The following is a 1,699-nucleotide window of genomic DNA, read 5'->3' on the forward strand; positions in this document are numbered from 1 at the left end:
GCCTGTGGTGGCGTTGCATGGCGGGATCGTCCAGCAGCGGTTCGAGCATGGCGAGACCGGCGGCGGGTTCGTGCGCCATGGCGACGGCGACCGCGTGGTTCAACGTGACGGCCGGACCCGGCGCAACCCGGCTCAACATGTCATAGAGCAGGCTGATCTGCAGCCAGTCGGTCTGCTTGTACGTCGCGGCCTCAGCATGGACGGCGGCGATCGCGGCCTGCAGTTGGAACCTGCCCACGTGGCCCTGGGGCAGGGTTCGCTCCAGCAGTTCGACGCCCTCGGTGATCAGGTCGCGCCGCCACAGTGACCGGTCCTGCTCGGCGAGCGGCACGAGGTCACCGGAGGTGTCGACCCGGGCGGGGGACCGGGCATGGGTGAGCAGCATGAGCGCCAACGCACCCGCGACCTCGGCGTGCTCGGGCAATGCGGCGTGCAACTGCCGTATGAGCCGTATCGCCTCCTCGGCCAGCTGGACGTCGAGCAGCGCCTCGCCCGATGTCCGCGCGTACCCCTCGGTGAACACCAGGTGACAGACGTCTATGACCGCAGCGACCCGGGCGGGCAGGTCCCGCTGCGACGGCATGCCGAACCGCGCACCGGCCTGGCGCAGCGCCGTACGCGCGCGACTGAGGCGTTGCGTCATCGTACGAACCGGGACGAGGTATGCGGCCGCGATCTGCTCCACGCCAAGGCCGGCCACCGTCCGTAGGCAGAGCGCGACCTGCGAGGGTCGCGTCAGCGCAGGATGGCAGCAGAGGAAGAACAGCCGCAGCGTGTCGTCACGCTCGTGGGTGGCCACGGCCTGCGTCGCGTGTGGCCGTTGGGCCGCGTCCATCGTCTCGCGGCGGATCCGGGCCGAGTCCGTCCGGGCTCGGTCGATCAGCCTTCGTGAAGCGACTGTGATCAGCCAGGCTCTTGGTGCGTCGGGCACCCCGTCGGCGGGCCACCGGGCGGCGGCCGCCTCAGCGGCGTCCTGCAGCGCGTCCTCGCAGTCCCCGAGGTCCCCGTACCTGCGCAGTAGCGCCCCGATGACGTGCGGCGCCTCCCGGCGCCACACGTCATCCAGGACCGAACCCGTCACTGCTCGTCGCCACCGGGCCACATCAGCGGACGCAACTCCACCGTCTCGTCCGGCCCGGAGAACCGAGCGGCGACTTCCTCGGCGCGCGCCTGGCTGCCAACATCGATGAGGAAGAATCCGGCGAGGTGCTCCTTCGCCTCCGAATACGGCCCGTCGCTCGTGAGCGGTTCGCCGTCGCGCCACCGGTACAGTCGAGCGTTGGCCGGGTCGCCGAGCGCCTCACCTCCGAGCAGCTCGCCGTTGGCCTGCAGCTCGGTCATCACCTGCTCAAACTCAGTGTTCAACCGGTGGCGGACATCGGCGGGCAGTGCCTGGTGGGCCACGAGGTAGTCACTCGTCGGATGACCCCAGGGCTGTGGGTTCGAGTGGATCAGGATGACGTACTTCATCAGGCCTCCAAGCGTGCACGACGGCCGTTCCGTCGCTCATCTGATACGTCGGAGCGCCCCCGCCGATGTCTACATCCTCCACCGAATTTGCCAACCACGTTCCCGCCGACACAACGGATCCCCCACTGGTGCACCGCCGCAGTCGACATACCGGAACTGGTCGCGGCCCTACGCCCCAACGGCCGACATCCGCTCACCCGCGACGAGCACGGCCGTACGGATCTGCCGC

At 69.5% G+C, this 1,699-nt stretch carries 2 protein-coding genes; both read right to left on the minus strand.

Going from position 1 to position 1,699, the window contains the following annotated elements; translation table 11 throughout:
* The coding region (locus V6V89_RS41275) for an RNA polymerase sigma factor (protein WP_334625194.1) at window positions 1–1,081 on the minus strand (1,081 nt) is incomplete at its 3' end.
* Window positions 1,078–1,470 (minus strand): YciI family protein, encoded by a 393-nt coding sequence (locus tag V6V89_RS41280; protein WP_334625196.1) that lies wholly within the window; start codon window positions 1,468–1,470, stop codon window positions 1,078–1,080. The genes V6V89_RS41280 and V6V89_RS41275, both read right to left, overlap by 4 nt.
* Window positions 1,471–1,699: the final 229 nt, after the last annotated feature.

The sequence above is a fragment of the Micromonospora sp. CPCC 206061 genome (assembly GCF_036906915.1).
Taxonomy (GTDB): domain Bacteria; phylum Actinomycetota; class Actinomycetes; order Mycobacteriales; family Micromonosporaceae; genus Phytohabitans.